General features: G+C 65.2%; 26 protein-coding genes, 3 tRNA genes and 2 pseudogenes. 18 read left to right on the forward strand and 13 right to left on the reverse strand.

The window, feature by feature from the left end; translation table 11 throughout:
* Positions 1–3 precede the first annotated feature (3 nt).
* Complete coding sequence (locus tag OG874_RS34180) at positions 4–1,830, reverse strand: hypothetical protein (RefSeq protein WP_330257545.1); 1,827 nt, start codon at positions 1,828–1,830, stop codon at positions 4–6.
* A 124-nt stretch (positions 1,831–1,954) separates the two neighbouring features.
* On the opposite strand from OG874_RS34180, the gene OG874_RS34185 reads away from it, so the two are divergent.
* From OG874_RS34185 to OG874_RS34210, 6 genes and pseudogenes are all read left to right on the forward strand, one after another.
* The gene (locus OG874_RS34185; protein ID WP_330251187.1) at positions 1,955–2,626 is read left to right on the forward strand and encodes a glycosyltransferase family 2 protein; all 672 of its coding nucleotides are present in this window, start codon (positions 1,955–1,957) and stop codon (positions 2,624–2,626) included.
* A gap of 5 nt (positions 2,627–2,631) precedes the next feature.
* Positions 2,632–3,312: a TIGR04282 family arsenosugar biosynthesis glycosyltransferase gene (locus tag OG874_RS34190; RefSeq protein ID WP_442943456.1), complete on the forward strand. Its 681-nt coding sequence runs from the start codon at positions 2,632–2,634 to the stop codon at positions 3,310–3,312.
* Positions 3,313–3,334: 22 nt separating this feature from the next.
* Positions 3,335–4,003, forward strand: coding sequence for a class I SAM-dependent methyltransferase (locus OG874_RS34195; RefSeq protein ID WP_330251189.1), 669 nt, complete (start codon positions 3,335–3,337; stop codon positions 4,001–4,003).
* A pseudogene (locus OG874_RS34200) lies at positions 4,000–4,521 on the forward strand (molybdopterin-dependent oxidoreductase); the annotation flags it as partial. The gene OG874_RS34195 and the pseudogene OG874_RS34200, both read left to right, overlap by 4 nt.
* Positions 4,522–5,196: 675 nt before the next feature.
* Entirely contained in the window at positions 5,197–5,580 is a 384-nt protein-coding gene (locus tag OG874_RS34205) for a molybdopterin-dependent oxidoreductase (RefSeq protein ID WP_330257546.1), read from the forward strand.
* Complete coding sequence (locus OG874_RS34210) at positions 5,577–6,044, forward strand: hypothetical protein (RefSeq protein ID WP_330251190.1); 468 nt, start codon at positions 5,577–5,579, stop codon at positions 6,042–6,044. Before OG874_RS34205 ends, OG874_RS34210 begins: the two co-directional genes overlap by 4 nt.
* 38 nt (positions 6,045–6,082) lie before the next feature.
* On the opposite strand, the gene OG874_RS34215 is transcribed toward OG874_RS34210, so the two are convergent.
* Genes OG874_RS34215 through OG874_RS34225 form a run of 3 tightly spaced genes read right to left on the reverse strand, consistent with a single transcriptional unit; the run spans position 6,083 to position 7,759 of the window.
* A complete protein-coding gene (locus OG874_RS34215; RefSeq protein WP_330251191.1) occupies positions 6,083–6,919 on the reverse strand; it encodes a helix-turn-helix domain-containing protein in 837 nt (278 codons plus the stop codon).
* Positions 6,920–6,921: 2 nt separating this feature from the next.
* Positions 6,922–7,449 carry a DUF6879 family protein gene (locus OG874_RS34220; RefSeq protein WP_330251192.1) on the reverse strand — a complete coding sequence of 176 codons (528 nt, stop codon included), beginning with the start codon at positions 7,447–7,449 and terminating at the stop codon, positions 6,922–6,924.
* Complete coding sequence (locus tag OG874_RS34225) at positions 7,418–7,759, reverse strand: hypothetical protein (protein WP_330251193.1); 342 nt, start codon at positions 7,757–7,759, stop codon at positions 7,418–7,420. The genes OG874_RS34220 and OG874_RS34225 overlap by 32 nt, the downstream gene beginning before the upstream one ends.
* A 223-nt stretch (positions 7,760–7,982) precedes the next feature.
* On the opposite strand from OG874_RS34225, the gene OG874_RS34230 reads away from it, so the two are divergent.
* Positions 7,983–8,264, forward strand: coding sequence for a MarR family winged helix-turn-helix transcriptional regulator (locus OG874_RS34230; RefSeq protein ID WP_330251194.1), 282 nt, complete (start codon positions 7,983–7,985; stop codon positions 8,262–8,264).
* On the forward strand, positions 8,261–8,602 hold the full coding sequence (locus OG874_RS34235) for a hypothetical protein (protein ID WP_330251195.1): 342 nt from the start codon (positions 8,261–8,263) through the stop codon (positions 8,600–8,602). The genes OG874_RS34230 and OG874_RS34235 overlap by 4 nt, the downstream gene beginning before the upstream one ends.
* Before the next feature lie 161 nt (positions 8,603–8,763).
* On the opposite strand, the gene OG874_RS34240 is transcribed toward OG874_RS34235, so the two are convergent.
* The 3 genes from OG874_RS34240 to OG874_RS34250 are packed head-to-tail and all read right to left on the reverse strand — an operon-like array spanning position 8,764 to position 10,827.
* Positions 8,764–9,375, reverse strand: coding sequence for a carboxymuconolactone decarboxylase family protein (locus OG874_RS34240; RefSeq protein WP_330251196.1), 612 nt, complete (start codon positions 9,373–9,375; stop codon positions 8,764–8,766).
* Between the two features lies 1 nt (position 9,376).
* Positions 9,377–9,706 carry a hypothetical protein gene (locus OG874_RS34245; protein WP_330251197.1) on the reverse strand — a complete coding sequence of 110 codons (330 nt, stop codon included), beginning with the start codon at positions 9,704–9,706 and terminating at the stop codon, positions 9,377–9,379.
* 47 nt (positions 9,707–9,753) lie between these two features.
* Positions 9,754–10,827, reverse strand: a complete 1,074-nt coding sequence (locus OG874_RS34250; RefSeq protein WP_330251198.1) for a nitric oxide synthase oxygenase — start codon at positions 10,825–10,827, stop codon at positions 9,754–9,756.
* Between the two features lie 567 nt (positions 10,828–11,394).
* Here OG874_RS34250 and OG874_RS34255 point away from each other — a divergent pair.
* A pseudogene (locus OG874_RS34255) lies at positions 11,395–12,334 on the forward strand (HoxN/HupN/NixA family nickel/cobalt transporter).
* 83 nt (positions 12,335–12,417) lie between these two features.
* Entirely contained in the window at positions 12,418–13,488 is a 1,071-nt protein-coding gene (locus tag OG874_RS34260) for an alpha/beta hydrolase (protein WP_442943166.1), read from the forward strand.
* On the opposite strand, the gene hisC is transcribed toward OG874_RS34260, so the two are convergent.
* Positions 13,478–14,563, reverse strand: coding sequence for a histidinol-phosphate transaminase (hisC, locus tag OG874_RS34265; RefSeq protein WP_330251200.1), 1,086 nt, complete (start codon positions 14,561–14,563; stop codon positions 13,478–13,480). The genes OG874_RS34260 and hisC overlap by 11 nt on opposite strands.
* A 96-nt stretch (positions 14,564–14,659) precedes the next feature.
* Here hisC and OG874_RS34270 point away from each other — a divergent pair, with 96 nt between their 5' ends.
* The 5 genes from OG874_RS34270 (at position 14,660) to OG874_RS34290 (ending at position 17,336) form a co-directional block, all read left to right on the forward strand.
* Positions 14,660–15,400: a dienelactone hydrolase family protein gene (locus OG874_RS34270; protein WP_330251201.1), complete on the forward strand. Its 741-nt coding sequence runs from the start codon at positions 14,660–14,662 to the stop codon at positions 15,398–15,400.
* Between the two features lie 91 nt (positions 15,401–15,491).
* A tRNA-Ser gene (locus OG874_RS34275) sits at positions 15,492–15,581 on the forward strand.
* Positions 15,582–15,617: 36 nt separating this feature from the next.
* Positions 15,618–15,690: transfer RNA gene (locus OG874_RS34280), tRNA-Arg, on the forward strand.
* Between the two features lie 498 nt (positions 15,691–16,188).
* The gene (locus tag OG874_RS34285) at positions 16,189–16,521 is read left to right on the forward strand and encodes a hypothetical protein (RefSeq protein WP_330251202.1); all 333 of its coding nucleotides are present in this window, start codon (positions 16,189–16,191) and stop codon (positions 16,519–16,521) included.
* A 122-nt stretch (positions 16,522–16,643) separates the two neighbouring features.
* Positions 16,644–17,336: a GntR family transcriptional regulator gene (locus tag OG874_RS34290; protein WP_330251203.1), complete on the forward strand. Its 693-nt coding sequence runs from the start codon at positions 16,644–16,646 to the stop codon at positions 17,334–17,336.
* 57 nt (positions 17,337–17,393) lie between these two features.
* Here OG874_RS34290 and OG874_RS34295 read toward each other — a convergent pair whose 3' ends face one another.
* Positions 17,394–18,230 carry a hypothetical protein gene (locus OG874_RS34295; protein ID WP_330251204.1) on the reverse strand — a complete coding sequence of 279 codons (837 nt, stop codon included), beginning with the start codon at positions 18,228–18,230 and terminating at the stop codon, positions 17,394–17,396.
* A 358-nt stretch (positions 18,231–18,588) separates the two neighbouring features.
* Between OG874_RS34295 and OG874_RS34300 the strand changes: the two genes are divergently transcribed.
* Both OG874_RS34300 and OG874_RS34305 read left to right on the forward strand, forming a co-directional pair.
* Positions 18,589–18,993 (forward strand): peptidase inhibitor family I36 protein, encoded by a 405-nt coding sequence (locus OG874_RS34300; RefSeq protein WP_330251205.1) that lies wholly within the window; start codon positions 18,589–18,591, stop codon positions 18,991–18,993.
* 276 nt (positions 18,994–19,269) lie between these two features.
* Positions 19,270–19,683 carry a nuclear transport factor 2 family protein gene (locus OG874_RS34305; RefSeq protein ID WP_330251206.1) on the forward strand — a complete coding sequence of 138 codons (414 nt, stop codon included), beginning with the start codon at positions 19,270–19,272 and terminating at the stop codon, positions 19,681–19,683.
* A gap of 15 nt (positions 19,684–19,698) precedes the next feature.
* Here OG874_RS34305 and OG874_RS34310 read toward each other — a convergent pair.
* The 3 genes from OG874_RS34310 to OG874_RS34320 all read right to left on the reverse strand — a co-directional run bounded on the left by OG874_RS34310 (position 19,699) and on the right by OG874_RS34320 (position 21,584).
* Positions 19,699–19,783: transfer RNA gene (locus tag OG874_RS34310), tRNA-Ser, on the reverse strand.
* Positions 19,784–19,842: 59 nt separating this feature from the next.
* Positions 19,843–20,343, reverse strand: a complete 501-nt coding sequence (locus OG874_RS34315) for a MarR family winged helix-turn-helix transcriptional regulator (RefSeq protein ID WP_442943167.1) — start codon at positions 20,341–20,343, stop codon at positions 19,843–19,845.
* 65 nt (positions 20,344–20,408) lie between these two features.
* On the reverse strand, positions 20,409–21,584 hold the full coding sequence (locus tag OG874_RS34320) for a lactate 2-monooxygenase (protein WP_330251207.1): 1,176 nt from the start codon (positions 21,582–21,584) through the stop codon (positions 20,409–20,411).
* A 179-nt stretch (positions 21,585–21,763) separates the two neighbouring features.
* Here OG874_RS34320 and OG874_RS34325 point away from each other — a divergent pair, with 179 nt between their 5' ends.
* Positions 21,764–22,768 carry an NAD(P)H-quinone oxidoreductase gene (locus OG874_RS34325; protein ID WP_330251208.1) on the forward strand — a complete coding sequence of 335 codons (1,005 nt, stop codon included), beginning with the start codon at positions 21,764–21,766 and terminating at the stop codon, positions 22,766–22,768.
* Positions 22,769–22,909: 141 nt separating this feature from the next.
* Here OG874_RS34325 and OG874_RS34330 read toward each other — a convergent pair whose 3' ends face one another.
* Entirely contained in the window at positions 22,910–24,112 is a 1,203-nt protein-coding gene (locus OG874_RS34330) for a cysteine desulfurase-like protein (protein ID WP_330251209.1), read from the reverse strand.
* Positions 24,113–24,174: the final 62 nt, after the last annotated feature.

Genomic DNA, 24,174 nt, shown 5'->3' on the forward strand with positions numbered 1-24,174 from the left:
CGCTCACCAATTCGTCAGGATCGTATGGGCAATGAGCAGGGTGCCCAGCGCCTGCACCGCCAGCCAGGCGCGAGCATGCGAACGCGGCAGAAACGCGGTCGCGGCGAGCAACCAGACATCGAACGGCAACCAGATCCGCTCGGTCTCCGCCTTGCTCAGCCCACTGATATCCGCCACCAATATCGCGCACAATCCCGCCGCTACCAAGAGCGATGTCGGGTCGGGGAGCCAAGCGCGCGGCGAGACGTGCGACGAACGGGACATGGTTGCGGGGTCTACCCGCGAGATGCCGCGGTCATATGCCGCTCGTCCGTGATCGTCAAGGCGGGCCGCTGCGTGCGGCAAGTCCGTTCGTCGGGGATCAGTGGGGCCAGCGGGCACGGCGGCCACACCCGCTGGCCGTACATCGACGTCGCCAGCGTGCAGCAAATCCATTCGACGGGGATCGGCGCGGCGGGCGAAGGCCCGGAACCGAACCGATCGCAGTGCATCAGTGGGCACGGCAGCCACACCCGCTGGCCATGCATCGGCGTCACCGGCGTGCAGCAGATCCGTTCGACGAGGATCAGTGGGGCCAGTGGGCACGGCGACCGCACCCGCTGGCCGTGCATCGCGGGCGTGCAGCAAATCCGTTCGACGGGGATCAGTGGGGCGGGCGAAGGCCCGGAATCGACCCGGTCGCAGTGCATCAGCGCGGTGGGCGAGCGCATCGCGTATGTCTTGTCGTGGATCACCGATACCGGCGAGGGCGTGGGGTAGCGCTGCTGCCGTGGCGAGGCCCACGGCACAGACGGTGGCGGCGAGGTTGGCCCATACCCAGTACGCGTACGGGCGTTCCGAGGCGATGCCCTGGTAGTAGCGTTCGACGACCAGGTGATAGCCGTCCAGCCACCAGAAACCGGTCAGGGTGAAGGCCGCGGCGACGGCCAGGGCACCGGCGAGCGCGGGTAGTAGCGGGCGGATGGTCCGTCCTGCGACCAACACCGCAGTGGCAGGGAGGGCCATGAGCACGAGTCCGTAGCTGAGGTAGATGCCGAGGCCGAACAGGACGCCCGAGGCGACGGCCCATCGGCGCGGCTGCCGAACCGCGAGCGCGAGCAGCGCGACCGCCCATGCGGTGACGCCGGTGAACATTGCGTCCGCCGAGACCGCGATCCACAGGGCCGCGGGCGCAATCGTCAAGAACGGCAAGGCCATTCGGGCGCGATCCTCGGCACCGAGGGCGCGCAGCGCGACGGCCACCGCAACAACCGCACTGCAGCCGATGAGCATGCAGGCGAACCCTGCCCAACCGCCGCCACGCAGTCCGATGCGGTCGAGCAGGACGAAGAACAGCAGCGCACCCGGCGGATGCCCGGAGACATGGGTGGTCCAGGAATCCGCCTGGAAATCCAGGATGCGGTCGGAGAATCCGCGCAGCATCGCCGGAATGTCGGTGACACCAGGCACTTCGTGCAGGTACTCGTGGGAATCGGTGAGGCGACCGGCGAATCCGCGGTGCCAGCCGTCGACCATCGCCAATGCGAATGCCCAGCCGACGGTGGTCAGCCACGAGACAGCCAATAGCCGCCGCCACGGGAGTTTCGCGGCCACGGTCGGCCCGTGAAGAACGACCAGTACCGCGATGACGACGGCCGGAACCGTGCCCCAGCCGGCATGCAACAGCCAATTGCCGAAGATGGGCGCGGCACCGGCGTAGAGGGTGCTCCGCCAATGTTCGCTAGCAATTCGCGGCACCACAAATGCGGCGAGTACCAGCACCGCCCCCATGGCCGCGCCTACGATTTCGCCACGTATTCGGCGCTGCGGCCGCACCGCGACCTCGGTCATATCCCGCACAGTGCCCACGATAGGACCGGCAGGCCGCGAACCAGCGCGTCCGCCCAGCGACGTCACTGTTTCGTCACGAGTTTCGCGGCCTCGAAAGCGTCGTCACGGCGCTAGCGTCAACAGCATGACCGAGACCTTCCACCGTCCGGACGGCGTGACCGTGGTCATCCCGTGCCGCGATGAAGCTGTGGCGTTGCCGGACGTACTGGCGGCCATTCCGGCCGGGTTCCATACGCTGGTCGTCGACAACGGTTCGACCGATGCAACGGCCGAAATCGCCCGCCTACGCGGGGCGGAAGTTGTTTCCGAAACGCGGCCGGGATACGGCGCCGCGGTGCAGGCCGGAATCGCCGCGGCCCGCACCGATCTGGTCGCGGTGCTGGACGGCGACGGGTCGATGGATCCCGCCGAGCTGGCGCCGCTGGTCGAATTGGTGCGCGCGGGCGCCGACCTCGCCGTCGGACGGCGCAGGCCGGTCCGCGGCGGGGTGTGGCCGTGGCATGCCCGGCTCGGCAACCTGGTGATCGCGCGGCGATTGCGTCGCCGATATGGGTTGCCCGTGCACGATATCGGGCCCATGCGGGTGGCGCGGCGGTCCGCACTGCTATCCCTCGGCCCGCTGCACAATCGCTCCGGATATCCGCTCGAGCTGCTGATCGGCGCGGCGGGTTCGGGGTGGCGCGTAGTGGAGCGCGATATCGCGTATCGACCACGGGCAGGCGGGGTTTCGAAGGTATCCGGTTCGTGGCTCGGCACGCTGCACGCCACCCGGGACTTCTTGGGAGTGCTGCGATGAGCCGCCTGTCCCCGGTGGCCGCGACACTGTTGGTGCTGGCCAAAGCGCCGGTCGCGGGATTCGCCAAGACCCGGTTGACGCCACCGCTCACGCCGCACGAAGCGGCCCGGATCGCGGCGGTTTCGTTGCTGGATACGCTCGATTCGATGTCGCGCAGCCCGGTCGCGCATCACGTCGTCGCGTGCACCGGAGCATTGGCGGAGGCCGAGTACGCCGATGAATTGGCCAGGGCACTTGGCGATTTCGAGGTGGTACCGCAACGCGGCGGGTCCTTCGGCGAGCGGCTCGCCAATGCCCACGCCGACGCCGCCCGCCACGGACTTCCGGTGCTGCAAATCGGCATGGATACCCCACAGATCGGCCCGGACGTACTCACCTGGGCCGCCCGCGAATTGGTACTGCGCGGCGACGCCCTCCTCGGCCCCGCCGACGACGGCGGTTGGTGGGCTCTCGGGCTCCCGACCCCGCAGGCGGCGCGCACGCTCGTCGATGTCCCGATGTCGACCGACCGCACTGGCGAACTCACTCGAAATGCCTTGCTGCACTGCAATCTTCGAGTCCGCTCACTGCCCCGCTACAACGACGTCGACACGTTCGCCGACGCACTCCAGGTGGCCGCCGAATCCGATGGACGTTTCGCCAGGATGATTCACCAGCTACGACGCGCGTCCCTGGCAACCCGATGAACAGCGCGGATCGGAGCCTCGGGTGAGTGGTATCGACATCTTCGACCTGGCGCTGGCGGGCGAAGACTGCTGGGTGCGGGACGCGGATGGACCTCGTCATCGGCTACGGACCCGGCGCTGGCTGGGTTTCGACGACGCCGATCGGCCGGCCGATATGGCGCTGACCTGCTGCTGCGACGGTCCCACGGTGGACTTGGGCTGCGGACCCGGACGGCTCGTGACGGCGCTGCTGCGACGCGGCATCATCGCGCTCGGCGTCGACATCTCGCCAATGGCCGTGGCAACCACCAGATTCCGCGGCGCGCCGGCACTCCAGCGGGACCTGTTCGGACCGCTGCCCGGCGACGGCCGCTGGTCCTACGCGATCCTGGCCGACGGCAATATCGGCATCGGCGGCGACCCGGTGCGCGTACTGGCCCGCACCGGCCAGCTGCTTACTCGCGATGGCATCGCAGTGGTCGAATTCGCGCGTCCCGGAAGCGGTTTCGTATCACAGCCGATTCGACTGGAGACGAAATCCCGAGTCGGCGACTGGTTTCCGTGGGCGCGCGTCGGCGTCGATCGCGCCGAAGAACTCGCCGCAGCAGCCGGATTCCGGCTGCTGGCCGCCACCGAGGTATCCGGCAGGCATATCGCTTGGCTGCGTTGGAGCGGACGTCAGACAGCTTCGATCGCCGAGTGGGCGTCATGAACGGCGCGCTGGTCTCGCGGATCACAGAGGGGCTCCGGCCGACACCCGCGCGCGGACCCGAGGTCGCCAGTCGCGTGGGGATCGCCCTCGGCACCGCGATCCTGATCTGCTTCCTGACCGGTCTACTGAGCCACTGGATTCAACACCCGCCGAGCTGGTTCTGGTGGCCCGCCCATCCTGTATGGCTGTACCGCGTCACCCAGGGCGCCCATGTCATTTTCGGAGTAGCCGCGATCCCGTTGCTACTGGTGAAGCTATGGGCCGTATACCCCAGGCTCTTTCAGCGCCCGATCATCGGTTCGCCCCTGCGCCTGCTCGAACGCGGTTCCATCGCAATCCTGGTGGGCGCGACGATCTTCCAGCTATCCACCGGGCTGCTCAATACCGCCCAGTACTACCCATGGAAATTCTTCTTCCCCACCGCTCACTACGCAATGGCCTATGTCGCTGTTGGCGCACTCGCCGTGCATCTGGCCGTCAAACTGCCCGTCATCCGCGATGCGCTACAGCGACCGCTGGCCGGGCCCGATATCTCGGCCCAGAGCCAGGCACGGCCCGGAGTCGGCTCCGGGGCCCAGCGCAACGCACCGCCCGCCGGCTCCGGAGCGGAGAGTGGGACGGAGCCCCAGATCCGCCCCCATGCCCAGGGCAGGACCGAGCCCAAATTTGATCCTCAGGCCCAGGCCGGGAACAGGGCGGGGCCCGGTATCGGCCCCGGGGCTCGAGGCGAGGCGAGGCCGGACGTCAGCTCGCGGGCACATGGCGGGACCGAGCCCAACTTCAACACCCGGCCCCAGCGCGAGACGGAGCCCAACGTCAACACCCGGCCCCAGCGCGCGACTGAGATTGAGATCGACAACCGGGGTCAAGGCGAGATAGCGCCTGCACTGATCGCCCAGTCCGAGGTCCATCCTGTGGCCAGGCATACGGAGAGCACCGGAGCCAGCACAGAACGCCGAGCTGCCAAAGCTGATGTTCGACCCCATGTTTCACGACGAACAGTCCTGACGGGCGCAGGCATCGCCGCCACAGTCGCGGGCTTATCCGTTGCCGGACAAACCATCCCATTCCTGCGCTGGGCCGCCGTCCTAGCACCCCGCAGCGGCCACGGGCCACAAGGGCTCCCAGTCAATCGCTCCGCCGTCGCGGCAGGTGTCGGCGACCTCGCGCGCGACCCCGCGTACCGACTGACCATGCTGGTAGGCGACCAGAAACACCAATTCACCAGGGCCGACCTACTTTCCCTCCCTCAGACACACGCCAGCCTGCCGATTGCCTGCGTCGAGGGCTGGAGCGCCGGAGCGGACTGGTCCGGAGTCCGCCTACTGGACCTGCTCGCGGCGGTCGGCGAATACCCCGGCGGCGACGTCCGATTCCGCTCCCTGGAACGCACCGGCATCTACGGCAGTTCCGTTCTCCCCCAACGCCATGCGGTCGACCGGAGCACCCTGATCGCCCTGACCCTCAACGGCGAAACCCTCGACCTCGACCACGGCTACCCCTGTCGCCTCATCGCCCCCAACCGCCCCGGTGTCCTACAAACCAAGTGGCTCTCCGAAATCGAGGTCCTGCCATGACCGCGGCCCGAGTCTTCCTACTCCTGACCGGCCTCTGGCTCGGCTGGCTGGGCATCACCGCCCTACTCGACCTTTCCCCCACCGACCTCGCGTCCATAGCCATCTGGTTCACCGGCGGAATCCTGCTCCACGACGCCCTTTTCGCCCCACTATCAGCCGCGGTCGGCCGCACCACCCGCCACCTCCTCCCACCCACCTGGTGGGCCCCCACCGCCTGCGCCGCCATCTGCACCACCGCCCTACTCCTCATCTCCCTCCCAGTCCTCAACCGCCACAACGCCATCCCCACCAACCCCACCGTCCTCGACCGCAACTACCCCCTAGCCCTGACCCTCACCCTCCTCCTCATCTGGACCGCAGTCCCCCTCGCCCACACCACACGCCGCATCAGCCGCGGAAGACACCCTGAACCCACAATCGCACGGCCACCGAAGGCCGAAGCACCAGAATCACCAAATTCCTGAATATTGCTATACCAACGATGCATCTACGCATCGCGTGCTTATTGCCGACGCGTGTCGAGCGCACGCCTGATCAATCCGCGCGCCTGCTCACCCGTTGCCGCCAGTTTGGCCAGCGCGTCGAATGTGCGCCCATAGATCGCGATTTCGCGAGGCTGCGTAATAGTGAGCTCTGCAGTTATGCCTTCTACCAGGACTGTTCGCGTGTCATACATGACGAAGTTCATCGACGGTGCCGGGCAATATGCATTTGCCGGTACTATTCCGAACGCGACTCTTGGCAATCCCATCACGGCCAGCAGCCTGTCCAGTTGGCCTACCATTACATCATCGTCCGCCACGTCGGTAGACAACACTTGCTCTGCGATGAGGATATGGAATCGGTGGCCACGCCGATAGAGAATCTGTTGCCGTTCCAGCCGCGCCGAAATTCCATCATCGAGATCATCGGGTATCGAATAGAATTCGATCGCTTGCCGGAGGATGGCTTCTGCATATTCGGCGGTTTGCAGAATCCCGGGGACAACATATGGCTGATATATCCGCATCAGTCGGGTTTCCGCTTCGAGTTTTGTCAAGCCGTGCTGCGCGCGTTTCGTACCGGCGCCGAGTAATCGTCGCCATTCAACGTAGGCGCTGTCGATATGACGGAGAGTGGCTAACAGGTCGGGGAGTTCGTTGCCTGCACCCAGGTGCTCACAATATGTCCTGACATCGGCTTCCGAGGGTGGCCGCCTCCCATATTCCAGTTTAGATATCTTGGATTCATGCCATCCGGCCAGCTCGGCGAGGTTGCGCCCGGATATACCTGCGGCTCGGCGGATCTCCCTGAGCCGCTGTCCGAGCGCTTCCCTTGCTTCCTGAATGCTACTGGTCACGGTCAGTTGTGCGTCGTCGCCTGGTCGACATAATCCGCATATGGTATCGCCAAGTCCCAGAGCCGTTGTTTGACAGTGCGGCAATAGGCTGCGATGTGGGGATCGGTGGTTATTGCCGCACCGACCGACCTCCCGTTCTCGTCAACAAGGTTGTAAGCCACTATTTCGCCATCGAAGAGCCACCAATCATCGGGCGGCACGTCCCCGGCGAGATGACGCGGTAAGTACCGAATATCTTCGCCAGCGTCGATATTGTGCGCGGTTACAGCAAAACCCCAACGTTGGTAGTCGGTGTGCGGAACGGTGACGATACGGACGCGACTCATTGTAACGCCACGTCTAGTTATTTCCCGCGTTTGCTCGTCCCATTCTTGGAACCACTCGTAATCATCGGGCTCATTGTCGAGGAAGCGTCGGAACGGCTCGGATTCCATAGGCACCGCGTAATCGTCTCTAACTTCGAGATGGAACGCTTCATACTTGCATTCACGGAACAAATTAGTCCATGTGTCGCCTGGCCGCAGCAGCACCGTAGAACGTCCTCTCTGACTTCGGTACCTCGATAGCCGTCTCATCGTCGGCTAGGTCCAACTGGGTGAGTGTTTCGTGGTCAACGATCGGTCGGCCTGTCAGTTCAAAGGTACCGCGTCCTGTATCGATCATCATGGCCCCGATGAATGTATCCGGCTCAGCGAACCCGAGTAACAGATGTGGAATTTCAACCGTCTCAGGTCGGCCAGTTCGCCAGCCCTGTATCAGAAAGCTGTCTTGGTCGGTGGCGTACAAGGTCGGGCAGTTATTGACTTGCGAGCCGCCCTTGCCGAGGAATGTCAGGTGCATGGTCTTACCCCCTGCCTAGCCGTTTTGCGCGGGTCTTCCCGTGCCGATCCATCGTCCTGCACGTTGCCACATTTTGGCTATCAGATGGCCGAACTTGGACAAGTTCAGCCAAACTGCTGGAGTCTCACGAGGCTCGATTCCTAGCGTTGACCTTGGCGCTTGGGACCGGCGCCAGCCGACCTGGTCCCGAGCTGCCACCCAACGCCGACGCCAGGGAGTCACCGTGCCGCTCACCGAGACACAGGTCAAGGTCTTGGCCGCTCTGGCTGGACTTCTACCCACGGAGGCGCTGACAGTGCAACAGCTGTCCAGCAGAACAGGTTTCGCCGCATCGACCGTGCGAGCAATACTCGGCTCGCATTCGTACGACGGGTTCGCGTCCGGCTCCCGTAGGCGCCCGGTGGTGTGGCGCATTACAGCGCGCGGACGGTCGCTGCTGTGCGCACCCGGATACCGCGACTTTCTGCCGTATCAGGTCACCACCACGAACGGGGCGAAGCGATGAGGCCACAGCCGACCGCAATCGGATACCTGCGCCGGGATGTTTCCGGCATCTCGCAGACGTGGGATGAGATTCAGATACGCAGCATCGCAAAGCGACTCGGATATGACCTTGCCAAGACAGTGGCGTTCGGTCCCGAAACCGACCATCCCCAGAGCCGCCTACTGAACGTGATTCGAACGATGGACGTAGATGCCGTGATCGTGCCGAGCGCCGCACATCTCGGCGGCGATATCCCCGATCCCTTGGTCCAGGCATGCGACGTGATCACGGTGTCGCCTGAGAACACATACGCGAGATGGGCGGTGCCGTTCCCCGGCATGCGTATCGACGGCGCGTAGGCCCCGCACAACAACGACGCTGGAAGGGAGGTGATCAATAATGAGACGTGGGCCGGACGGCAACAACCATGATCTCTGGAATCAAGACCCCTGCCACGAGCGAGACTGTCAAGCATGACCTGAAGCCCGGGTAGTTCGATGGGCTCGAGTGCGAGCAGGTTTCACGCGCCGCGGGAGAAGAGGCGGACTGGGGGTGGGATTCGGTAGCCGAAGGCTTTTATGAAGCGGGCGCCGACTCTGCTTTGGCGGTCTTCGAGGGCTTGGGCGCCGACCGTGTTCATTACTCGGTTGATGACGTTGAAAAGGGTTGCTACCCAGATGGCTTCGTCGAAGGCTGTGGCGGAGACGCCGGATGCGCGGAGTTTGTCGGCATCGCCGGGGGTCAGGGCGTCGGGGTCGCGGACCATTTTTCCGAGGAAGTCGAGCATGGCGCGGGCCTCGGGGCGCAGGGGTGAGCCGTCGGCCAGGGCTCGGTCGACGACGTCAGTGGCTACGTAGGCGCCGGCGATGCCGCGGTGGGCCGAATGGCAGAAGGGGCATTCGTTGGATTGCGATGCGCGGGTCGCGAAGATCTCGCGTTCGGCCACTGTCCAGAACGATGGGCCGCGCATCACTTCTTGGATGAGGTCGGAGAAGGGGGTGCCGAAGAAGTGGTGGCGGTAGCAGAGGACCTTCAGCACTGCGGGGACCTCGGTGCCACTGAGCCGTTCCATGCAGGCGAACATGATCCGGGCGGTGCGGCCCTGGCCGGATTCGAGTGTCTCGAGCCACATTTCAGAGCCCTTCCCAGGAACGGCGGGCCGCGCGATATCGCCTATCGGCCGCACCGTAGGCCGCGACAATGGCCGCCTCGAGGATCTCGTCGTCGCTGCGGCCCGCCTCGGCCAGCAGCGCGATGCTCTTCTCGGTGATCCGATACGAGCGGTCGGCGACCAGGTCGACGAAATTCGCGAGATCATCGGGCACTTCCTCGCCTCGCGTCGCATCGTCCTGGGCGGCCCGCTCCCGGATCAGCCGCCGCACCTCAGTCGGCAGTCGCCCCGGCGCACTCTCCAGATGCGCACCGAAGTCCCGCCATTTCTCGCCCATCGCACGGCGTCCCATGGGCTCATTCTTACCGAGCCACGCCGTCACCGCCGGGCAAACGTAGATCAGATTCCGCCCTCGCCGTTGAAATCTCGCCGGACGAAGTTGGGGCGCAGGTCGGGCTCGGGTTCGTCGTAGTAGCGATGGAAGGTCGGGGTCAGACCGGCGGAGATCGGGGGGTTGACCCAGCTCCAGTCGGTCGGGCAGGTGCGGCCGGCGGCCTGCTCCCGGTTGACGTGATCGCAGAACTGTTTGGCGACGGTGTGGTGGTCGACGATGTACACCCCGGACTTGCGATAGCTGTGCAGCACTGCGCGATTCAGTTCGACCAGCGCCCGGTCCCGCCAGAGCGAGCGCTCATGTCTGGTGTCCAGGCACATCATTTCGGCGATGAGCGGCAGCATGTTGTAGCGGGTGGTGTCGCTGAGGTTGCGCGCACCGATCTCGGCGCCCAGATACCAGCCGTTGAACGGCGCGAACGGGTAGGTGATGCCGCCGACCTCCAGGTTCATATTCGAAACGGCGGGCAGCGCATGCCATTTCAGGCCGAGTCCGGCGAACCAGTCGAACTCGGGATGCTCGAGTTCGACCTCGTGCGTCAGTTCGGCAGGCACGTCGAACCAGCGGATCGGCTCGTCCGGCGTACTGATGAGCACCGGCAGGATGTCGAACGGAGTGCCTGCGCCACGCCAGCCGAGTTTCATCGCGAATTCGGTGATCGCGATGTTGGCGGCGTCGCCGGTGACGGTGCCGTCGCCATTGCGGTAACCGGCGTAGCGGATGAGTTGTGGACTCACGATGCGGAATTCGCGACCGTCAGCCTGGCGGGGCGGCCCGACGGTGATCATCGATTGGATGGCGCCGCCGTTGGTCGCCATATGCATGTGCTGCCAGCAGACCTCGGCGAGGTCGCGGGCCGAGCGCACCCGCCGTGCGTCGAGCAATTTCAGTGATCGCCAGTGTTTTCGCCCGACGCAGCGGGCGTGGTTGCGCCACGCGAGCTTGGCGCCGATGAGGATCTCCTCGGCGGTCTGCACGTAGCTGCCGGTTTGTTGGAGTTGTTCCAATGCGGTGCGGCGGCGGTGCGGGGACAGGTGCGCGAGTTCGGGCAATCGGAAGAAGTCATCGCATTCACGCATCCGCCTTTTCAGATCGCTGCTGAAAGGCTTTGTGTCAGCGGTACTTTCGAGCGACACGACAGGTAACGCTTGATTCACGGTATTTCTCCGGTCGGGCATCAGGTACTGCGGCTAAACAGACAGGCATCGATCGAGCAGAGAATTTCGCGCGTGGAGCGCAGCTGACACCGGGCCGTGCCGGAGGTCCGCGAGTTAGCCTCTGCGTTGCGGGGGGACCGGAGACGGCAGCGATATCAGGGAATGGAGGTGAGCAGGCTGTCCGGTTGCCCTTCGCGCACACAGCGGCGTGACCTGGCTGCTGATGTTTGCTGTCACCGATCATGCTCGTCCCAATCGACGCCTGAAAACGCCCGTACAGAAGGGTAAGACCGGCGTGCTGGCCATGTGCCCGAATTCGACGTAATACCTGTTCGGAATCTGTTGGCGAGTGATCACTTAGCGAAATACGCACTGGTAACTGTTTGCTGGGCATTGAAATCCGACCGACCTGTATGTTGGCGCGGCAGTACGGTTGTTCGGTCGGTTCATCCAGAAAGTGGGGGTTGGCTCGTGCGCAGCGTTGTCGGTATGACGGTGACCGTTCTGGCACTGCATGGCCTCGGCTGGGGGACTCTGCTGTTGTTCGTGGTGCCGGGGCACCACGTTGTGCAGGGCGCGGTATTCGGTGTCGGCCGAGCACGGAAAGCGCAAGGTGCAGACCGTCGGCTGCTGGTTCGCCCTCGGCCATTCCAGTGTGGTGTTCGTCCTGGTCGCATTCTTGGCCTTCGGCGTGCGGGCGCTCGCGGCGAATCTGGATAACGAGGATTCGGGGCTGCAGCGGTGGACCGGACTGTGGGGAACCAGCGTTTCGGGCACCTTCCTCATCCTCATCGGCCTGCTGAATCTGGCATCGCTGCTCGGCATTTGGCGCGTCTTCCGCCGGATGCGCAAGGGCGACTTCGACGAGGCGCAGCTCGAGCGCGAACTGGACCGCCGCGGCGTGCTGAACCGGGTGCTCGCGCCGGTCCTGCGGCTGGTCCACAAGCCGTGGCAGATGTATCCGGTGGGCCTGCTGTTCGGGCTCGGGTTCGACACGGTGACCGAGGTCGGTCTGCTGGTGATCGCGGGCGGCGCGGCCGCCACCGGATTGCCCTGGTATTCGATTCTCGTACTGCCCGTGCTGTTTTCGGCGGGCATGGCGCTGTTCGACGAACTCGACGGTTCGTTCATGAGCTACGCCTACGACTGGGCTTTCGCAAAGCCGGTCCGCAAGATCTACTACAACCTGGTGATCACCGGGCTGTCGGTGGCGGTGGCGCTGCTGATCGGTGGGCAGGAGATCGTGTCGATCCTCGTCGACAGACTCGGGGTCGAATCCGGGATCGTCGCATGGATCGGGAACCTGGATCTAGGTGATCTGGGGTACATCGTAGTCGCGTTATTCGTGGTGACCTGGGCGATCGCGGCCGGGGTGTGGCGGTTCGGCGGAGTGGAACGCCGGTGGCAACGGGATCTCGCCGCCGAGTGACATAGTGGTGTCGCAGAACGCAAACCGACCGCCGTGTTTATCGCTGGCAAGCCTGGCATCGCTTTTCTGGCAGGATGGGCGACATGCTGTCTCGGCGCGAGGTGCGGCGTTGGGTCTCCAGCGCGATTGTGAGCGGCGCACTGATTGCCGGTGCGGCGGTGTTCGGGGCTCCGCAAGTAGTGGCAGCTCCCGGCCCGGGGCCTCGGCCGAATACTGGCTCGGCGGAGAGTCCTGATCCCGCGGCGCCGACCGTGCCCGGCGTGACGCGGGCGTCGATCGATCACATTGTTCCGATCAACGACCGCTGGCTGCGGGTGTGGGTGAACTCGCCCGCGATGCAGCGTGCCGTCGAGGTGCAGGTGCTGCTGCCGCGCGAGCAGAAACATTCGCGACCCACCGTCTACATGCTCGACGGGCGCAGCGCCGAAGCGGAGAGCAACAACTGGACCACACTCGGGCACGCGGACCGATTCTTCGAGGACAAAGACGTCAATGTGGTGCTGACGGTCGGCGGCCCGGCCAGCTTCTACACCGACTGGCAGCGCCCGGATCCGGTGCTCGGCACCAATATGTGGGAAACCTTCCTGACCCGCGAATTACCGCCGCTGATCGACGCCCAATTCAACGGCAACGGACGCAATGCCGTCATAGGAGTCTCGATGGGCGCCGAGGCCGCGATGATGCTGGCCTTCCGGCAACCGAACCTGTACACGGCGGTGGCTGTGCACAGCGGATGCTTCTCCATGGGAACCGATCTTGGGCAGGCGCAGGCCCGCGCGGTAGTGGCGACCTACAGCGGCGCGCCGAACAATATGTTCGGCGATCAGAAGGATCCGGCCTGGCTGGACCATGACGTGCTGCTGCATGCGGAAGCGTTGCGCGGCAAGGCGATCTATATGTCGGTCGGCAGCGGCCTGCCCGGCAAATACGACACCCCGGACACCCCGGATATCGTGAGCGTCATCGGTTTCGGCGGGCCGCTCGAGGCCGCGACCAACGTCTGCACCCGCCGCTTGGCCGACCGGCTCACCGCGCTGGGGATTCCGGTGACCGCGCACTTTCGGGCCACCGGGACCCACTCCTGGCCGTATTGGTCCGACGAGTTGAGCAGGTCGTGGCCGACGATCTCGCAAGCGTTGGTGTCTAGCCGCTGATCGCGAACCGCGCCAACACTTCCGGATCGGTCGCGAACCGCAGGAACTGCTCGTTCTCATGCGGATCACCGGTGGTCACCCGCACACCGTCGGTCCCGTACGGCCGCAGCAGCACCCCCGCCTCCGCGCTCACCTCGCCGTATTCGGCACTGCGCTCGCCCAGCGGCAGCCACAGGAAGTTCGATTCGCTCGGCGGCACCTCATAGCCTGCCGCGAGCAGCACGGCACGCACCCGATCGCGCTCGACGACGAGATTGTCGGTGCGGTCGAGCAGTTCGTGGTGCGCCTCCAGCGAGGCGATCGCGGCGGCCTGTGCGATCCGGTTCACGCTGAACGGGATGTGCACCTTCATCAGCGCGGTGATCACGGCCGGATCGCCGACCGCGTAGCCCACGCGCAGTCCCGCTAGACCGTAGGCCTTGGAAAAGGTCCGCAGCACAACGACATTGGGCCGATTCCGGCCGAACTCAACGCCGTTCGGGCGCTGCTCGGGGGTGAGCCGCAGGTACTCGAAGTAGGCCTCGTCGAGCACGATGAGCACATGTTCCGGGATCGCGTCCAGGAAGCGGATCAGTTCGGCCGCGCCGATCGCGGTGCCGGTCGGGTTGTTCGGATTGCAGACGAAGATCAGCTTGGTGCGCTCGGTGACCGCGGCCGCCATCGCGTCCAGATCGTGCACATGGTCCGGGGTGAGCGGCACTGGCACGGCCGTCGCATTGCCGACCTGGGTGACGATCGGATACGCCTCGAACGAGCGCCACGCGAACAGCACCTCATCGGTAAGTGCGTCACAGGTGATCTGCACCAACTCCTGGCACAGCGCGACGCTGCCGCAGCCGACCGCGACGTTCGCCGAAGAGACGCCCAGAAAGTCCGCGATGGCCGCACGCAGCTCGGTGACCTGATTGTCCGGATAGCGGTTCGCCAGTTCGGCGGCCTCGGCGATGGCCTTCGCGGCGGCCGGGAGCGGACCGAAGGTGGTCTCGTTGCTGGCGAGCTTGACCGCGCCCGGATGGTTGCGGCCGGGGACGTACGCCGGGATCGAATCGAGGTCCGGCCGGATGTGCGCTGTCACGCGTCAACCATATGCCGCGTACCGGAAATTCTGGCCGTCAGGGCCGCTCACGTGCAATTTCTCGCGAAGATCAGCAGATCCACATACCCTTGTTCCATGTCGGGCATTTACGACGATATTGCGCCGCTACGTAGTCGCGACGAGATCATTTCCGGTTCGCACCCACAACCATCGGTCGACGACCGGCGTCGGACCGCCAATACTCAGGTGCCCATCACGGTGGCCGAACCGGAGGGCAACGCGCGGGGCGGAATCGTGGTGCTGCACGAATCCCGGGAGTTCACCGGATCATTGCTGGAACTCATGAGAGCCCTGGCGACCGAGGGCTGGACGGTGGTCGCGCCCAATCTGTTCCATCGCATCAACGGCGAGCCCGTGCGCGAGGTCTTCGGCGACGAACTCTTCGACGACTTCGACGCCTGCTTCGACTGGCTCACCCGACGCGGCGTCTTCCCGGACTGCATCGGTGTGCTCGGCTTCGACCATGCGGGCACGGCGGCCTTCCTCGTCGCGACGAACCGCCCGGTCGGAGCCGCGGTCAGCGTCGCCGCACCCGGCATCGTGGAACCGCTCACCGACGAGGCCGACGCACTCATCCGCGCGGCCCCGAACCTACAGGCGCCATGGCTCGGCCTCTTCGGCGCCGATGACCCGGACACCCCGCCTGCCCAGATCGACCAACTGCGCGACGCCACCGCCCGCGCCGCGGTCGCCAGCCTCGTGGTGACCTACCCCGGCTTGCACCACCGCGCCGACCGATCCGGCAGCGACGACGACTTCGATCTCGTCGATTCCCAGACCCGGATCTTCGACTGGTTCGACAGCAATCTTCGGTGATTACCAGGCGTTTTGCGATCTGGACGTCGGCTACTGTAACCTTCCTGTTCGGCGGTTCGAAAGGACCGGTGCCCTCGAAGAGAAGGCTCCAGGAGGCGTGCCAGAGCGGCCGAATGGGACTCACTGCTAATGAGTTGTCCCTTCACGGGGACCGGAGGTTCAAATCCTCTCGCCTCCGCCACACCCCGGTTCGCCGGGTACAACTGAACACAGGCATGCGCCCGTAGCTCAACGGATAGAGCATCTGACTACGGATCAGAAGGTTAGGGGTTCGAATCCCTTCGGGCGCACATAGGTAGAAGGCCCCTTCCGGGATTTCGGGAGGGGCCTTCTCGCATCTTGACGACACTGGTCATCGGGACAGCCGGCTGCTCCAGGTGCCCGTGATGATGGCGGACCAGCAACGCCAAGAGCAAGGTCCGCTGCACTCGTCACGCCGCCATAGAACCGGACGTGCGACCCGCACCCGAATCGGCCGCAGCCGGCAGCGACGATGCCCATGGCGTGGAACCGATAGCCGAGGTGCTCGAACTCCCTTGCCTCCGTTGATATTTCGCATCTCGCCAGCCGAGCGGGCGACGACACCATCGTATACGTAATGGTGCACGCGCATGAGAATCTTGCGCATGCAGGCTTGTCGAGTTAGATAAAGCCACAGTTAGATGGCGTCGTTAGTCGCCAGCTCGATTTCACTCATTCGTATACTTATCTACGTATACGATGAATAATGCAACACTCCTCAACCGCGACGTCTCTCACGGATTCCTTTGCGGCGAGGAGACCGGAGCATGGACCAGGAGTATGCGATGAGATTCCGTCCAACCGCATTCGCATGGATAGACCTTGATGCCAGCCCGGCTCCGGAATGGGACCGCGCTCAGACGTGCCGGTTGGCAAGGCGTTTGGGATACACCCTCATTTGGCCGCCGGAGGTATCTCTGGTGTCGCTGGTCGATCAGGTGCGCGCCGCCGACGTGGACGCCGTGATCGTGCCATCGCTGGAGCATCTGGATGCGCTCGTACTCCATGCACTTATGGGTATCGCCGACGTGGAAGCCATCGTCCCGCGCATGTCGTTCGCTCGCTGGGCGACGGTACCTCCTACGACGAGGCTCGTATGAGCGGCCGGCCCGGTAGATTGCCTCTGACCTGCGCAGACCTCATTTACGTATACGAAGTTAGGTATATTGGAATGTGCTGGTCACTGTGATGGTGACGGGCGGATCGAAGGGATTGTGCTCAAATGGCGGAACCGGCTTACGTCTCGATTGCGGGCGAATACGCGCGGCGAATTCGCAGCGGCGAACTACCCCCGGGCATCCAACTTCCGAGCTATGCCGAGATCGCCACGCGCCACAACGTCTCGGACATAGTCGTTCGAAAGGCTGTGGAGTTGCTGCAGAGCCAGGGCCTCGTCCGGTCTGTTCGGCGGCGCGGTGTCTTCGTAGCCGACCGCCCCAACCTCGTCCGGATATCGCCGGAACGCCAGATGGAGGATCCCGAAGCGACCTTCGGAAACGAGTCCGACAGAAACATTCGAATCAGTCGAACAACCGAAAGGGTCACCGCTACCGAAGAACTCGCAGAAGCATTCGGAGTCTCGGCGGGTCAAGCAATCACGCACATCTTCACTTGTGCCAGCGACGACGGCCGTCCGATCTCCGTCTCCGATACCTTTCAGCCTCTCGATGTCACCGACACATCCAACGCAGCCGTCCTCGAGGAGACCGTCTCGGATCGGCTCCCGGCACCGTCTCATGCCACCTGGCTGCGGACTACGGCTGGAGATCTCGTGAAGACGATTCACCAGCGGTTCATCACCTCGGAAGGTCGAGTGATCATGGTGTCCGATGTTTCCTATCCACGGGATCGCTACGACGCGTTCGTCTTTCGGATGGCGTTGAATCCGGCGACAGACACCAGCACCGGGGCATAGCGGGCGATCTCGTTCCCCGCCAACCCAGCCCGCGCTATTCGGTCAGGTTGGCATTCATCACCGCCGAACCCAGCCCTGTGCACGGTCCGCCAGATTCCACCACGAAATAAACTGTGCGTCTTCAGTTTTCAGCTCCCAGCCAGCCAACAGCGCATCGAAGAACGCGTCATCACCGGTCTTCCCGCCTTTCGGCTCCCCGATGTAAACCACCCGCTCGCCACCCGCAGCCTCGAACACGGCAAGTGCATCCGACGCCATCGTGTTTCCCCAGCCGGGGGGCCAGCAGAGGAACAGCACATCCCCCGCTCCGCCCCTGGGCCGTGCAGCGAACTCATCAAGGTCACCGACGCTGTGCCACACATCAGTTTGCCCCGCTGCCTGGAGAAACGAGACGTTCTCGGTTCGGCCCGGAGGTTCCGAGTCGTACGCCTCGACACTCACACCCGCATTCGCCAACTGCGCCGCCCAATACCCCCGCCCGGCTCCCAGCTCGACCACCGCGCGGCCATCGCAAAACCGAGACACCCAGTCGATCGTCTCCGGCGACGGAATCGCATACGCGTAAGCCGCCTGCAAGATCGTCTGCGCAAAGCCAAGTCGCGCACTGCCGTTGACGCGGCCACCGTTCACCACCCGCCGGCCCTCATGCTCGACCACCGACGGCGCAACAATGTCCCAGTATGGATTCGAGCTGTCCGAGCGCCGCCCGGTCATGTAATGCACCAACCGCAGATCGAACGCGGCATCCGCATTCTCGTTCCCAGTCCCCGACAACATCGGCGCAGTATCCAGATACTCCGCCACCTGCGGATACTCAGCACGAAGACGCTGCTCATCCCCCAGCAACGCGGCCAGTTCATCACGACGGTCCGCCGTCAGCACAAGCTCAGCCATGTCTCCGATTCTGGTCGGACACATCCCGATTCGCGAACACTTCAGCCGAATCGTTGAAACACAAGCCCAGTTCGCCGCGACCAACCCCAGCCACTTCGCAGCCAACTCCGTGACGTGCACCGGAGGCGTGGGGCTTCCGACGTACCGCGCCTACGCGTTGATCTGCCGTGCCCGTGAAGTTCCTGAGCGCCAACCAGGTCGAGCGACCTTCGTGAATGGTAGGCGGTGACAGACCCTGCGTGATCGAGGGGTCTGATCTGGCTGGTTAGTCGGTCGTTGGTTAGTCGTTGGTGGGTCCGCACAGAGTTGGTGTCGAGCCGTCAAAAGGCTGACATCGATTCGCAAGATGGGAACCATCATGAAGATCACCTACCGGGCCAGTGCCATGCGTCGTCTGGTCCCGCTCGCCGCGGCCGTGTTGACGCTCGGCGCGGGCGCTGCTGTCACGATGATCTCGGCTGCCCCGGCATTGGCAGCACCGGGCTATGACTGCCCGGGCGGAGTGTTCTGCGGCTGGGACGGTCGGGACGGGACGGGCAGCATGATCGTGCAGGTCGATGCGAGCTGTGTGCTGCACGACATCGGTAATGGCGGCGTCGGCGACCGATTAACGTCGTACTGGAACCGCACCGGCCGGACCGTGGGGGTATACAACTGGACGGGCGAGCGCTGGCAACTGCTCGCGTCCGTCGCGAACGACGCTCGGGGCACCCTGCCGCCCGGCGCGGACAACAGGGCCGACGCGGTCAAGGTCTGCGACTGAGCCTCGCCCGCACCTAGTGGGTAGAGATGGGAACCAATGGATTTCGCCGTTGGTTCCCATCCCATATCGGTGGTGCGATCATCGACCGAACCTTCGACCCCACCGGGCAATACTCCCGGCCACGGAGATTTTCGTACACTCTAAAAGCGCGACAACCGCTCGCCGAATTCAGCGTGCCTGAGCCCTGTACCGCGGCCGAGCGGGTCGCGCACAGCTCGATGCCCGGAGATAACTGATACGGCGATTGACGGTAGCAACCGGCGTACCCTCCTCAGTATGGGCCGAATCGCCCTGGTCCGGCTCGTGACCTCGACGAGCAAGGAGACCACCATGACTGCTATGCACGGCTTCGATACCGAAGCACTGCGCCGGGGCATCGAGGGCCGGGATGCGACCGCATTGCTGTCGCTCTACGCGGATGACGCCGAGATCCGCATGGTCGATCATCAGACCCAGCCCAGCCACCCCAGGGTCATGCACGGACGGTCCGCCATCTCCGAGATGTTGAACGACGTCTACAACCGAGACATGACCCACAAACTGGAGAGCGTGGTGGTCGACGGCGACCACGTAGCCTTCATGGAATCCTGCCGATACCCCGACGGTGTCCGCGTACTGGCCAGCTCCGTCGCAGACCTACGCGACGGCCGCATCGTCGACCAGACCTCGATCCAGGCCTGGGACGAATAGGACCCGAAACCGTTGCGGAGACGGAGGGATTTGAACCCCCGGTCGCTCTCGCGACGCTCGCTTTCAAGGCGAGTGCATTCGGCCGCTCTGCCACGTCTCCAGATCCACGAGAGTACCTGCCGCAGCGACGCTCTTGCCGATCGGTAGGGGGTCGTGGGGTCAGGTGGCGCTGCCGTCGATCGCTCGGTCTACTCGGGTGAAGACGTCGCCGACGATCTCGAGTTGTGCGGGATCCAGCAGATCGATGAAGTTGCGGCGGACTGCCTCGACGTGGCCGGGGGCGGCGGCCTCGAGGCGGCGCATGCCTTCCTCGGTGAGTTCGGCGAGTACGCCGCGGCCGTCCTCGAGGCAGGTGTTGCGGCGGACCATTCGCTGGGTTTCCAAGCGGCGGATCTGGTGGGTGAGTCGACTGCGGGAGGACAGGACGCCGTCGGCCAGTTCGCTCATGCGCAGCGAACGATCGGGGGCCTCGGACAGCAGGACCAGGATCCGGTATTCGGCGAGGGTGAGGTCGGAGTCGCGTTGCAGCTGACGGTTGAGCGCCGCCGCCAATCGCTGATGCCCGTCCATATAGGCCCGCCAGGCACGCTGCTGCGACGGTGAGAGCCAGCTCGGCTCGACGGGCGCGCGACTGCTCGGTTCGGGATACACGTGCTCCATTCTAAGCTGGTCTGAACTGGGAAAACGCCGGGCCCAACCGGTCACAGCGGGACGCGGCCCGCGACTCAGCGAGCTATCGAGATGAGCGATCGGTCCAGTTCAGCTGGGCTCGCGCAGCCGGACAGTCCCAGTACGGAGTCGAAGTCGGCGAGCAGCACGCGCAAGGCGTGGCGCACGCCTTCGCGGCCCGCGATGCCGAGGCCATAGGCCCACGGTCGTCCGTACAGCACCGCCTTCGCGCCGAGTGCCAGCGCGATCAGCACGTCCGAGCCGGTGCGGATGCCGGAGTCGAACAGCACGTCGGCGCGGTCGCCGATGGTGGCGACCACGGCGGGCAGGGCGTCGAGGGCGGCGATCGCGCCGTCTACCTGACGGCCGCCGTGATTGCTCACCACCACCGCGTCGGCGCCCGCGTCCACCACCTGGCGGGCGTCGTCGGGGTGCAGGATGCCCTTCACCGCGATCGGCAGATCGGTCCACTCGCGCAGGTGGGCCAGGTCGGCGGGGCGCAGCGCGTGGTTGCCGAACAGACCGGACCAGGTGAGGATCGCGGCCCGCATCGCATCCGCGCTCTGCTCCGGCGGTGTCGAAAGCTTCGCGCGGAACACCGGATCCGACAGATAGTTGGCGATGCCCTTGCCGTGCAGGAACGGCAGATGCGCCACCGCGAGATCGCGGGGCCGCCAGCCCAGACTCGGGGTATCGACGGTGACGACGATCGCCGTGGCACCGGCACGCTCCGCACGCTCGACGAAGGATCTGGCCAACTCGTCGTCGGCGGGCCAGTACAGCTGATACCACCAGCTCCCGGCCGCCGCACCGACATCCTCGATGGTGGACGAGGCCGCCGTGGACAGCACCGTACCGACGCCGAGTTCCTTCGTGACCTCCGCGACGATCACCTCGCCGCCCGCACACAGCAACTCCAGCACCCCGACCGGCGCGGTCAGCACCGGCGCCGCCAGCCGCGTGCCGAGCACTTCCACCGACAGATCGCGCGCACCCGGCCCAGAAGTGCCGCGCAGCATCCGCGGCACGATCCGATACCGGTCGAACGCGGACCGATTCGCCGCCGCCGTCCGCTCACCCGACGCGCTCCCCGCCACATACGCGAAGGCCTGCGCATCCAGCACCTCGCGCGCCCGCTCTTCCAAACCCGCCGCCGTCAACGGCAATTCGGGCACGGCGCCACCCAGACCACCCAGGTAGATCTCGTTCTGGAAGTCGACAAAGCTGCTCACGCCCGGAACGCTAGTCCGCTCCCCCGCCTTTTGCGGGTCTTTGCCTGCCTGGATCGTCCGCCGGGTTCGCCAGGCTCCGACAGACCCAGGACGTGAGTTGGCGCAGGCCGGGGCGGTGTAACGGGCCGGGAGATGGGGTTCGGGTGCGGGCAGGTAGGGGGCGGGGGCAGGATGGAACGGTGCGCGCTATCAAGCTGAATGGTTTCGGTGGTCCCGAGGTGATGGAGTGGGGCGAGGTCGCGGACCCGGCGCCCGGGCACGGGGAGGTGCTGATCGAGGTTGCCGCGGCCGGGGTGAATCGCGCGGATCTGTTGCAGCGGCAGGGGTTCTATCCGCCGCCGGCCGGGGGCAGTGAGGTCTTGGGGTTGGAGTGTTCCGGTGTCATCGCCGAAGTCGGTGATGGTGTGCGGGATTGGCAGGTCGGGGATCGAGTGTGCGCGCTGCTGTCGGGCGGCGGGTACGCGGAGAAGGTCGTGGTGGCCGCGACCCAAGTGCTGCCGGTGCCCGACGGGCTCGACCTCGCGGCCGCGGCCGGGCTGCCCGAGGCGGCCGCGACGGTGTGGTCGAACCTCGTGATGACCGCCGGACTGCACGCGGGGCAACTGGTACTGATCCACGGCGGCGGCAGCGGAATCGGTACGCACGCCATTCAAGTCGCGGTGAGTCAGGGCGCGCGTGTCGCGGTCACCGCGGGCTCGGCGGACAAGCTGAAGCGGTGCCGCGAGTTGGGCGCGAGCGTACTGATCAATTACCGCGAGGACGATTTCGTGGCCGCGATCCGTGCCGAGGAATCCGGTGTGGGCGGTCCCGGCGCGGACATCATTCTCGACATCATGGGCGCCGCCTATCTCGCACGAAATGTGGAAGCGCTCGCGCAGCACGGCCAGCTGGTCGTGATCGGCATGCAGGGCGGTGTCACCGCCGAGCTGAATCTCGGTGCGCTGCTGTCCAAATGGGGCACCATCCACGCCAACAACGTGCGCAACCGCCCCGCCACCGGCGCCAACAGCAAGGCCGCGATCATCGCCGAGCTGCACCGCCACCTCTGGCCGCTGATCGCCGACGGCACCATCGTCCCGGTCATCCACGCCGAACTTCCGATCACCGAAGCCCCCGAGGCTCACCGCCTTCTGGACGCATCCGAAATCTTCGGCAAAGTAGTCCTGAATATCCACGACGCGTAACCCCCACGCGCCCAGGCACTTCGACCCGAGTCGAATGGTCGCTCGCGAGCAACCACCATTCGACTCGCCTCGACGATCCGAAGGCAGCGCTCATGGAGCATTGCCGCCTGCGCGATTCGGAACCCAGCGAGCGCCCGCCGCTCACTCCAAGGCGGCGAGGGCCCTACCCAGCTGGTCGATTTCGAAATTCGTTGTGTACGGGGCCAAGCCGACGGTTACGGCGCCGCCCTCGTCGTTGACACCGAGGGCGTCGAGTAGGCGGCTGCCGCCGTGGACGCCGCTGAGGGTACCGATGCGGGCGTCGGCGAGTTTGGCGGCGACCTTTTCGGCCTGCATACCCGCCATGGTGAAGCTGACGGTCGGGATGCGGGTGGAGGCGCGGCCGATCACGGTCAGGTTGGAGATCTTGTCGAGCACGTCCATCAGGTGCTCGAAGAGTTGATCATGGTAGTCCTGCAGCGAGGTGATCGAGATTTCCAGGCGCTCACGGCGGGTGCCCCTGGCCCGCTCATCCATACCCGCGAGGAAGTCGATGGAGGTGGTCAGCCCGGCGAGCAGTGCGTACTGATGGCCGCCGACCTCGAGGCGTTCGGCGCCTTTCGCGTACGGGTTCAACGACATCGACGGAATCCGGTCCAGGAAGGCCGGGTCGCGGAAGACCAGCGCGCCGATCTGTGGACCGCCCCATGCGGGCGCGCTCAACGCGATCACATCGGCATTGAGTTCGTCGATATCGATGAGCGCGTACGGCGCGGCGCCGAAGCAGTCGGCGACGAGTAGGCCGCCGACTTCGTGCACCCGATCCGCCGCGACCCGCACCGCGGGCGCGGAACCGACGATCGGCGACGCGGCGGTCAGCGCGACCAGCCGGGCGGTCGGGCCGATCAATTCCTCGAACTGCCACGACGGCATCTCACAGGTCTCGATCTCGACCTCGGCCCAGCGCACGTGTGCGCCGTAGCGGTTCGCGATCCGCAACCACGGCGCGACATTGGCCTCGTCGTCCAACCGCGACAGCACGATCCCGGTGCCGAGGCCCAGGCGCGAACTCAGCGACTCCGCCAACCAGGCCAACAAGACCGCACGGTCCGGTCCGAGTACGACGCCCGCCGGATCACCGCCGACCAGATCCGCGACGGCCTCCCGGGCCGCGTCCAGGATCGCGGCGCTGCGCACCGCGGCGCCATTGCGGCCGATATGAGAAAAGGAGGAGGTCCGGAAACCTGTTGATACGGCACGAGATACCGAATCCGGGACCAGCATTCCGGCCTGCGGGTCGAGATGGATCCAACCGTCGCCCAGGGACGGTATCAGGCCCCGAACCCTCGCGACGTCGTAAGTCATGTTGGCCACTCTAAGGGCAGCGGGCGAGCCTGTGTAACCGCGTTCCCCAACACCGGCGGGCG

It is taken from the genome of Nocardia sp. NBC_00565, from assembly GCF_036345915.1.
Lineage (GTDB): Bacteria > Actinomycetota > Actinomycetes > Mycobacteriales > Mycobacteriaceae > Nocardia.

Bases quoted from the DNA above. Each gene is read 5' to 3' on its own strand.
- OG874_RS34315 (WP_442943167.1), bottom strand. From the start codon at position 20,343: ATGGAGCACGTGTATCCCGAACCGAGCAGTCGCGCGCCCGTCGAGCCG.
- OG874_RS34305 (WP_330251206.1), top strand. From the start codon at position 19,270: ATGGGCCGAATCGCCCTGGTCCGGCTCGTGACCTCGACGAGCAAGGAG.
- OG874_RS34245 (WP_330251197.1), bottom strand. From the start codon at position 9,706: ATGGGACGCCGTGCGATGGGCGAGAAATGGCGGGACTTCGGTGCGCAT.
- OG874_RS34295 (WP_330251204.1), bottom strand. From the start codon at position 18,230: ATGGCTGAGCTTGTGCTGACGGCGGACCGTCGTGATGAACTGGCCGCG.
- OG874_RS34260 (WP_442943166.1), top strand. From the start codon at position 12,418: ATGCTGTCTCGGCGCGAGGTGCGGCGTTGGGTCTCCAGCGCGATTGTG.
- OG874_RS34205 (WP_330257546.1), top strand. From the start codon at position 5,197: ATGCTGGTAGGCGACCAGAAACACCAATTCACCAGGGCCGACCTACTT.
- OG874_RS34250 (WP_330251198.1), bottom strand. From the start codon at position 10,827: ATGCGTGAATGCGATGACTTCTTCCGATTGCCCGAACTCGCGCACCTG.
- OG874_RS34210 (WP_330251190.1), top strand. From the start codon at position 5,577: ATGACCGCGGCCCGAGTCTTCCTACTCCTGACCGGCCTCTGGCTCGGC.
- OG874_RS34225 (WP_330251193.1), bottom strand. From the start codon at position 7,759: ATGCACCTGACATTCCTCGGCAAGGGCGGCTCGCAAGTCAATAACTGC.
- OG874_RS34285 (WP_330251202.1), top strand. From the start codon at position 16,189: ATGGACCAGGAGTATGCGATGAGATTCCGTCCAACCGCATTCGCATGG.
- OG874_RS34180 (WP_330257545.1), bottom strand. From the start codon at position 1,830: ATGACCGAGGTCGCGGTGCGGCCGCAGCGCCGAATACGTGGCGAAATC.
- OG874_RS34290 (WP_330251203.1), top strand. From the start codon at position 16,644: ATGGCGGAACCGGCTTACGTCTCGATTGCGGGCGAATACGCGCGGCGA.
- OG874_RS34300 (WP_330251205.1), top strand. From the start codon at position 18,589: ATGAAGATCACCTACCGGGCCAGTGCCATGCGTCGTCTGGTCCCGCTC.
- OG874_RS34235 (WP_330251195.1), top strand. From the start codon at position 8,261: ATGAGGCCACAGCCGACCGCAATCGGATACCTGCGCCGGGATGTTTCC.
- OG874_RS34240 (WP_330251196.1), bottom strand. From the start codon at position 9,375: ATGTGGCTCGAGACACTCGAATCCGGCCAGGGCCGCACCGCCCGGATC.
- OG874_RS34185 (WP_330251187.1), top strand. From the start codon at position 1,955: ATGACCGAGACCTTCCACCGTCCGGACGGCGTGACCGTGGTCATCCCG.
- OG874_RS34270 (WP_330251201.1), top strand. From the start codon at position 14,660: ATGTCGGGCATTTACGACGATATTGCGCCGCTACGTAGTCGCGACGAG.
- OG874_RS34330 (WP_330251209.1), bottom strand. From the start codon at position 24,112: ATGACTTACGACGTCGCGAGGGTTCGGGGCCTGATACCGTCCCTGGGC.